The organism is Mycobacterium europaeum, assembly GCF_002102155.1.
Taxonomy (GTDB): domain Bacteria; phylum Actinomycetota; class Actinomycetes; order Mycobacteriales; family Mycobacteriaceae; genus Mycobacterium; species Mycobacterium europaeum.
On sequence record NZ_LQOU01000016.1, the window covers coordinates 193,203 to 201,980 of the forward strand.

Here is an 8,778-nt window from a genome sequence, read left to right on the forward strand (position 1 = left end):
CGCGTGCACGACACTAGGCTCTGTCCGGGGTAAGAACCGATACTCGAGGAGATAGAAGGAACGTGGCATCGTCTTCGGCGCCGGTGCACCCTGCCCGCTACCTGTCGGTCTTCTTGTTGCTGCTCGTCGGCGTGTATCTGCTGGTGTTCTTGACCGGGGACAAGCGTGCCGCCCCCAAGCTCGGCATCGACCTGCAGGGCGGCACCCGGGTCACCCTGACCGCGCGCACCCCGGACGGGTCGCGCCCGAGCCGGGACGCGCTGGCCCAGGCGCAGCAGATCATCAGCGCGCGGGTCAACGGGCTGGGCGTCTCCGGCTCGGAGGTCGTGGTCGATGGCGACAACCTGGTCATCACGGTCCCCGGAAACGACGGCAACGAGGCCCGCAACCTCGGACAGACGGCCCGGCTGTACATCCGCCCGGTGCTCAACTCGATGCCGGCGCAGGCGGTCCAGCCCAAGCCTGCCCCGCAGGCGCCCCCGCCGGGCCAGGCGCCGCCGGGTCAGCCGGCACCGTCGGGCCAGCCGGCACCGGGGATGGCGCCACCGGCGGGTCAGCCCGCACCGGCTCAGCCCGCCCCGCCGGGCGGCCGGCCGCCGGCCCAGCCGCGGCCGTATCCGCAGGACCCACCGCCGTCGCCCAGCCCCGCGCCGTCGCCCAGCCCCGCGCCGGCCGGCAACGCGCCACCGGCGGACGTCCCCCCGGCTGATCAGCCGGCGCCGCCGGACCCGCGCAAGGAACTCGCCGAGCGCATCGCCGACGAGAAGAAGTGGCGCCAGAGCACCCGTCAGGGCGTTCAGTTCCTCGCGCTGCAGTTCCAGGCCACCCGCTGCGACAAAGAGGACATCCTCGCCGGCAACGACGACCCGAACCTGCCGCTGGTGACGTGTTCGACCGACCACAAGGTGGCCTACCTGCTGGCGCCGTCGATCATCAGCGGCGACCAGATCCAGGACGCGACCTCGGGGATGAACCAGCGTGGCATCGGTTACGTGGTGGACGTGCAGTTCAAGCCGGCGGCCGCCAACACCTGGGCGGATTTCACCGCCGCGCACATCGGCACCCAGACCGCCTTCACGCTGGACTCCCAGGTGGTCAGCGCCCCGATGATCCAGGAGGCCATCCCCGGCGGCCGGACCCAGATCACCGGCGGTGATCCGCCCTTCACCGCCGCGACCGCCAAGCAGTTGGCCAACGTGTTGAAGTACGGTTCGCTACCGCTGTCCTTCGAGGCGTCGGAGGCCCAAACCGTCTCCGCCACACTGGGTTTGACCTCGCTGCGAGCGGGTCTGATCGCGGGTGCGATCGGCTTGGTGCTGGTGCTGCTGTATTCGTTGCTGTATTACCGGGTGCTGGGCCTGCTCACGGCGCTGTCGCTGACCGCTTCGGGCGCAATGATTTTCGCGATCTTGGTGATCCTGGGCCGGCAGATTAACTACACCCTCGACCTTGCGGGTATCGCGGGTCTGATCATCGGTATCGGCACCACGGCCGACTCCTTCGTGGTGTTCTTCGAACGCATCAAAGACGAGATCCGGGAAGGCCGTTCGTTCCGATCGGCGGTGCCGCGAGGCTGGGTCCGGGCCCGCAAGACCATCGTGTCGGGCAACGCGGTCACCTTCCTGGCCGCCGCGGTGCTGTACGCCCTGGCGATCGGCCAGGTGCGCGGGTTCGCCTTCACCTTGGGCCTCACCACCATCCTCGACGTCGTGGTGGTGTTCCTGGTGACCTGGCCGCTGGTCTACCTGGCGTCCAAGTCGCCGACGTTGGCGAAACCGGCGTACAACGGCCTGGGTGCGATCCAGCAGGTCGCCCGCGAGCGCCGGGCCTCGGCGCACGTCAAGACGGGACGGGGAGCGTGATGGCCGCCAAAGGCAAGGGCCAGGCCGGCGCGGCCGAAGCGGCCGAGATCACCGAATCCGGCGCGGTGGAGCCGGCCTCCGACACCGCGCAGCCGCGGCACAGCTTCCTCTCGCGGCTCTACACCGGCACCGGCGCGTTCGAGGTGATCGGCCGGCGCCGCCTCTGGTACGGGGTCAGCGGCGCGATCGTCGCCGTCGCCCTCGTCAGCATCGTGTTGCGGGGCTTCACCTTCGGGATCGATTTCAACGGCGGCACCACGGTGTCGATGCCCACCGCCGGCTCGTCGGGCACCGTCACCACCGCCGCGGTATCCGACGTCTTCCGGAAGGCCATCGGCCGCGACCCGGAGTCGGTGGTGATCGTCGGCAGCGGCGCCTCGGCCACGGTGCAGATCCGCTCCGAAACGCTGTCCAACGACCAGACGTCCAAGCTGCGCAACGCCCTGTTCGATGCGTTCCAGCCGAAGGGCGCCGACGGCAAGCCCACTAAGCAGGCCATCAGCGACGCGGCGGTGTCGGAGACCTGGGGCGACCAGATCACCAACAAGGCGCTGATCGCGTTGGTGGTGTTCCTGGCGCTGGTCAGCCTGTACATCACGGTGCGGTACGAGCGGTACATGGCCATCTCCGCGCTGACGACCATGGTCTTCGACCTGACCGTGACCGCGGGCGTCTATTCGCTGGTCGGTTTCGAGGTCACCCCGGCCACCGTCATCGGCCTGCTGACCATCCTGGGTTTCTCCCTCTACGACACCGTCATCGTCTTCGACAAGGTCGAGGAGAACACGCACGGCTTCCAGCACACCACCCGGCGCACCTTCGCCGAGCAGGCCAACCTGGCGATCAACCAGACGTTCATGCGCTCGATCAACACCAGCCTGATCGGGGTGCTGCCGGTGCTGGCGCTGATGGTCGTGGCGGTGTGGTTGCTGGGCGTCGGCACGCTGAAGGACCTCGCGCTGGTGCAGCTGGTCGGCATCCTGGTCGGCACCTACTCGTCGATCTTCTTCGCCACCCCGCTGCTGGTCACGCTGCGCGAGCGGACCGAGCTGGTGCGCACGCACACTCGCCGCGTCACGCGGCGCCGCAAGGCCGGGCCCGAACCTGCTGAGGAAGCCAAGCCCGCCGAGGACGACGCGGCGGCCCCGCAGTCGGCCGCGGCGGTGCCCGCGCCCTCCGACAAGCCGAACAAGCCGGCACCGGGCGCGCGTCCGGTGCGCCCGACCGGAACCCGGCGTCCGAGCGGCAAGCGAAACGCCGGCCGGCGGTAGTCGCCATGGCCGGCAGGTATCGCCTCGCTGCAGGCGCTATCGGGTTGGCCGCAATGCTCCTGGCTGCCGTCACGCTGTCCGCGTGCTCCGGCAGCGCCGCCTCGCAGATCGACTACGTGGTCGACGGCCCGCTGGCCACCTACAACACCAACACCGTCGTCGGCGCCGCGTCCGCCGGGGCGCAGGCGTTCGCCCGCACGCTCGTCGGCTTCAGCTACCACGGCCCGGACGGGCAGACCGTCGCCGACCGTGACTTCGGCACCGTGGCGGTGGTGAGCGGTTCGCCGCTGGTGCTCGACTACCAGATCGCCGACAACGCCGTCTATTCCGACGGCAAGCCGGTGACCTGCGACGACCTGGTGCTGACGTGGGCGGCCCAGTCCGGCCGGTATCCCGACTTCAACGCGGCCAGCCAGGCGGGTTACGTCGACATCGCCAACGTCGAATGCATGCCCGGGCAGAAGAAGGCCCGGGTGTCGTTCATCCCGGATCGCGGCGTCGTCGACTACAACCAGCTGTTCACCGCCACGTCGCTGATGCCGTCGCACGTCATCGCCGACCAGCTCCACGTCGACGTGACCGCCGCCCTGCTGAGCAACAACACCCAGCTGGTGCAGCAGATCGCCCGGCTGTGGAACACCATCTGGGACCTCAAGCCGGGAGTGGACCTGAAGAACTTCCCGTCGTCGGGGCCGTACAAGATCGAACGCATCCTGGACGGCGGCGCGGTGGTGCTCGTCGCCAACGACCGGTGGTGGGGTCCCAAGGCGGTCACCAAGCGGATCACGGTCTGGCCCCAGGGGCCCGACATCCAGGACCGCGTCAACAACCGCAGCGTCGACGTGGTCGACGTGGCGGCGGGATCGTCGGGAACGCTGACCACGCCGGACAACTACGGCCGCGCCGATTCGCCGTCGGCCGGCATCGAACAGCTGATCTTCGCGCCGCAGGGGCCGCTCTCGCAGCCCAAGGCCCGGCGCGCGCTCGCGCTGTGCACGCCGCGCGACACGCTTGCCCGCGACGCGGGCGTGCCGATCGCCAATTCGCGCCTCAACCCGGCCACCGACGACCCGGCCACCGCCGGCGACGGTGCCGCCGAGGCCGCCCAGTTCGGCAAGGCGGACCCGGCCGCCGCCCGCGACGCGCTCGGTGGCGCCCCGATGACGGTGCGCATCGGCTACCACGGACCCAACGCGCGGCTGGCGGTCAATGTCGGGGTGATCACCAAGTCCTGCGCCGCGGCGGGCATCACCGTCGCCAACGTCTCCCTCGACACGTCGGGGCCCCAAGCGCTGCGGGACGGCAAGATCGACGCGCTGTTGGCCAGCACCGGCGGCGCCACCGGCAGCGGGTCGACGGGATCGTCGGCAATGGACGCCTACGACCTGCACAGCGGCAACGGCAACAACCTGTCCGGCTACGCGAACCCGCAGGTCGACAGCGTGATCGGGGCGCTGGCGGTGTCGGCCGATCCCGCCGAGCGCGTCCGGTTGCTGGGGGAGGCGGCGCCGATACTGTGGGGTGACATGCCGACCTTGCCCCTCTACCGGCAGCAGCGCACGTTGTTGATGTCGAAGAAGATGTACGCCGTGAGCAAGAATCCGACACGCTGGGGCGCGGGCTGGAACATGGACCGATGGGCCCTGGTCGAATGAGGCTCCGATGACGGGTGTCGACGGCGGCGTGCCGGTGGCCGGTGTGATCGCCGCGCTGCTGCGCGAGGTGTCCGACTTCCCCAAGCCGGGGGTCCAGTTCAAGGACCTCACCCCGGTGTTCGCTGACCCCCGGGGTTTGACGGCGGTCACCGACGCGCTGGCCGAGATCGCCTCCGGGGCCGACCTGGTGGCCGGGATCGACTCGCGCGGCTTCCTGGCCGCGGCGGCCGTCGCCGACCGGCTGCGCACGGGGGTGCTGGCGATTCGCAAGGGCGGAAAGCTGCCGCCGCCGGTGCACTCCGAGCACTACGACCTGGAGTACGGCAGCGCCACGCTGGAAATTCCCGCCGACGGCATCGACCTGCGCGGACGCCACGTCGTGATCATCGACGACGTGCTGGCCACCGGGGGCACCCTCGCCGCGGCGGCCCGGTTGCTCCAGCGCACCGGGGCCACCGTGATGGGGGCGGCGGTGATCCTGGAGCTGACCGCGCTCGGGGGCCGTCAGGCCGTGGCGGAGTTGCCGGTGCACAGCCTGAGTCGCGTCTAGCCCGGTGACGATGCACGCCGCCACGCGGCGTGAGGTGGGGCACCCCCGGGCCGCGAAGCGGCGGGGCGGCGAACCGGGCGATCAAACCGAGCCCGGCCCGCTGCGCGATATCCTCGAGGTCGGAGGTGACCACCGTGGCGGACGACAAGAGCGCGGCGCAGGCGCTTGACGCGCCCACCGACGTCGGCGACGCCCTGCTGGTCGGGGAGCCGGTGACGGCGCAAACCGCCGAGCCCCCGGAGCCGCCGACCGAGACGCTGAAGGCCCCCAGCAGCGCGTCTCGCCGGGTCCGGGCCAGGCTGGCCCGGCGGATGACCGCCCAGCGCAACGCGGTCAACCCGGTGCTGGAACCCCTCGTCGCGGTGCACCGCGAGATCTATCCGAAGGCCAACCTGTCGCTGCTGCAGCGCGCCTACGAGGTCGCCGACCAGCGGCACGCCACGCAGTTGCGCCACTCCGGCGATCCCTACATCACCCACCCGCTGGCCGTCGCGAACATCCTGGCCGAATTGGGCATGGACACCACCACTTTGGTGGCCGCCCTGTTGCACGACACCATCGAGGACACCGGCTACACGCTCGAGGCTTTGAGCGAGGAGTTCGGCGAGGAGGTGGGCCACCTCGTCGACGGCGTGACCAAGCTGGACCGGGTCGTGCTGGGCACCGCCGCCGAGGGCGAGACCATCCGCAAGATGATCACCGCGATGGCCCGCGACCCCCGGGTGCTGGTGATCAAGGTCGCCGACCGGCTGCACAACATGCGCACCATGCGGTTCCTGCCGCCGGAGAAGCAGGCCCGCAAGGCCCGCGAGACGCTGGAAGTCATTGCACCGCTTGCGCACCGGCTCGGTATGGCCAGCGTCAAGTGGGAGCTCGAGGACCTGTCCTTCGCGATCCTGCACCCGAAGAAGTACGACGAGATCGTCCGGCTGGTCGCCGGCCGCGCGCCGTCCCGGGACACCTACCTGGCCAAGGTGCGCGCCGAGATCACCAACACCCTGGCCGCCTCGAAGATCAAGGCCACGGTGGAGGGCCGGCCCAAGCACTACTGGTCGATCTACCAGAAGATGATCGTCAAGGGACGCGACTTCGACGACATCCACGACCTGGTCGGCATCCGGATCCTGTGCGACGAGATCCGGGACTGCTATGCCGCTGTGGGCGTGGTGCATTCGCTGTGGCAGCCGATGGCGGGGCGGTTCAAGGACTACATCGCCCAGCCCCGGTACGGGGTCTACCAGTCGCTGCACACCACCGTCGTCGGTCCGGAGGGCAAGCCGCTGGAGGTGCAGATCCGCACCCGCGACATGCACCGCACCGCCGAATACGGCATCGCAGCGCACTGGCGCTACAAGGAGGCCAAGGGCCGCAACGGCCTTCCGCATCCGCACGCCGCGGCCGAGATCGACGACATGGCCTGGATGCGTCAGCTGCTCGACTGGCAGCGGGAGGCCGCCGACCCGGGCGAGTTCCTGGAGTCGTTGCGCTATGACCTTGCGGTGCAGGAGATCTTCGTGTTCACGCCGAAGGGCGACGTGATCACCCTGCCGAACGGATCCACGCCGGTGGACTTCGCCTACGCCGTGCACACCGAGGTCGGCCACCGCTGCATCGGCGCCCGGGTCAACGGGCGGTTGGTGGCGCTGGAACGGAAGCTGGAAAACGGCGAGGTCGTCGAGGTTTTCACGTCGAAGGCGGCCAACGCCGGGCCGTCGCGCGACTGGCAGCAGTTCGTGGTGTCGCCGCGCGCCAAGGCCAAGATCCGGCAGTGGTTCGCCAAGGAGCGCCGCGAGGAGGCGCTCGAGGCGGGCAAGGAGGCGATGGCCCGCGAGGTGCGCCGCGGCGGACTTCCCTTGCAGCGCTTGGTCAATGCTGAATCCATGGCCGCGGTGGCCCGCGAACTGCACTACGCGGACGTGTCCGCGCTCTACACCGCGATCGGCGAGGGCCACGTGTCGGCGCGCCACGTCGTGCAGCGGCTGCTCGCCGAGCTCGGCGGAATCGACCAGGCCGAAGAGGATCTCGCCGAGCGGTCCACGCCGACGACCATGCTGCGGCGCCCGCGCAGCAGCGACGACGTCGGGGTCTCGGTTCCCGGCGCCCCGGGCGTGCTGTCCAAGCTGGCCAAGTGCTGCACGCCGGTGCCGGGCGATCAGATCATGGGCTTCGTCACCCGGGGCGGGGGAGTGAGCGTGCACCGCACCGACTGCACCAACGCCGCGTCGCTGCAGCAGCAGTCCGAGCGCATCATCGAGGTGCACTGGGCGCCGTCGCCGTCGTCGGTGTTCCTGGTGGCCATCCAGGTGGAGGCGCTCGACCGGCACCGCCTGCTCTCCGACGTCACGCGGGTGCTGGCCGACGAGAAGGTCAACATCCTGTCGGCGTCGGTGACCACCTCCAACGACCGCGTGGCGGTCAGCCGGTTCACCTTCGAGATGGGTGACCCCAAGCACCTCGGCCACCTGCTCAACGTGGTGCGCAACGTCGAAGGGGTCTTCGACGTCTACCGCGTGACCTCCGCCGCCTGAGGCGGCCTGCCGGCGCTCACCGCGGCGAGGTTCTAGCCGATGCGCACCGAGTTGATCGTGACCGGGTTGGTGGGCGCCCCGCTCTGGCGATTGCCCGCAATGCCCGCCTGGGTGATCTTGTCGAGGACCGCCAGGCCCGCCTCGGTGATGGTGCCGAAGACCGTGCTCTGCGGAGCCAGTTCGGAATCCCGGAAAACCAGGGAGAATTGGCTGCCGTTGGTGTCGGGCCCGTCGGTCGCCATGATCACGGTGCCGCGCGGGTAGATCACGGTCGCCCGGAGGGCGGGATCCCCGGCGGGGTACTGGTCGGTGGGGTATTCGTCGGCGAATTGATAGCCGGGGCCGCCGGAGCCGTCGGACTCCGGACCGCCGCACAGCAGTGATCCCCCGTCGGTGGAGTCGATCAGCCGCGCGCATTGCGTGTTGTCGAAGAATTGCTGCTTGGCCAGGCTGACGAAGCTGTTGACCGTGCACGGGGATTCGTAGTTGGTCAGCTGGATGCCGATGTCGCCGAAGTTGGTGGAGAGGGTGGCCGGGATCTGCGGAGGGTCGGTGGAGACCCGGCCGGACGGGGGCGGGCTGACGGGCTTGACGACGGTGTCCGGCGCGCTCGGGTATTGGCAGTTGGCGCCCAGATCGGGCGGCGGCGCGAACGCCGGCAGCGCCGGCACCGCCGCCGTCGCGTGCGCGGACGGGCCGGGGTTGGATCCCTGCCTGCCCGGCACCCTGGCGCGGGTCGGGGTGGCCGGCGCCGCGCTGTTCGCGGAGTCGCCGTTCTGGGTGACCAGCGCGGTGACCAACGCCACCACCGCGGCCAGTGCGAGCGCCGACGCGCCGACGATGCCCAGCAGCAGCCGCCGCGAGTGGGTGGCCGGTTGATACGGCGGTTGCGGCGGGGGCGGGGCGCCTACG

The 8,778-nt window shown here is 70.2% G+C and carries 6 protein-coding genes; 5 read left to right on the forward strand and 1 reads right to left on the reverse strand.

Annotated features, from left to right (window positions below):
• The first annotated feature begins 62 nt into the window (after positions 1-62).
• The 5 genes from secD (at position 63) to AWC03_RS09070 (ending at position 7,866) form a co-directional block, all read left to right on the forward strand.
• Complete coding sequence (gene secD, locus AWC03_RS09050; protein WP_085240157.1) at positions 63-1,862, forward strand: protein translocase subunit SecD; 1,800 nt, start codon at positions 63-65, stop codon at positions 1,860-1,862.
• Positions 1,862-3,133 carry a protein translocase subunit SecF gene (secF, locus tag AWC03_RS09055; protein WP_085240158.1) on the forward strand — a complete coding sequence of 424 codons (1,272 nt, stop codon included), beginning with the start codon at positions 1,862-1,864 and terminating at the stop codon, positions 3,131-3,133. The genes secD and secF overlap by 1 nt, the downstream gene beginning before the upstream one ends.
• Before the next feature lie 5 nt (positions 3,134-3,138).
• Positions 3,139-4,788, forward strand: a complete 1,650-nt coding sequence (locus AWC03_RS09060; RefSeq protein WP_085240159.1) for an ABC transporter substrate-binding protein — start codon at positions 3,139-3,141, stop codon at positions 4,786-4,788.
• Positions 4,789-4,795: 7 nt separating this feature from the next.
• The gene (locus AWC03_RS09065) at positions 4,796-5,338 is read left to right on the forward strand and encodes an adenine phosphoribosyltransferase (RefSeq protein WP_085240160.1); all 543 of its coding nucleotides are present in this window, start codon (positions 4,796-4,798) and stop codon (positions 5,336-5,338) included.
• 134 nt (positions 5,339-5,472) lie between these two features.
• Entirely contained in the window at positions 5,473-7,866 is a 2,394-nt protein-coding gene (locus AWC03_RS09070) for a RelA/SpoT family protein (protein ID WP_085240185.1), read from the forward strand.
• Positions 7,867-7,898: 32 nt separating this feature from the next.
• Here the strand turns inward: AWC03_RS09070 and AWC03_RS09075 are convergent.
• The coding region (locus AWC03_RS09075) for a peptidylprolyl isomerase (protein ID WP_142278355.1) at positions 7,899-8,778 on the reverse strand (880 nt) is incomplete at its 5' end.

Bases quoted from the DNA above. Each gene is read 5' to 3' on its own strand.
- secF (WP_085240158.1), top strand. From the start codon at position 1,862: ATGGCCGCCAAAGGCAAGGGCCAGGCCGGCGCGGCCGAAGCGGCCGAG.
- AWC03_RS09060 (WP_085240159.1), top strand. From the start codon at position 3,139: ATGGCCGGCAGGTATCGCCTCGCTGCAGGCGCTATCGGGTTGGCCGCA.
- AWC03_RS09065 (WP_085240160.1), top strand. From the start codon at position 4,796: ATGACGGGTGTCGACGGCGGCGTGCCGGTGGCCGGTGTGATCGCCGCG.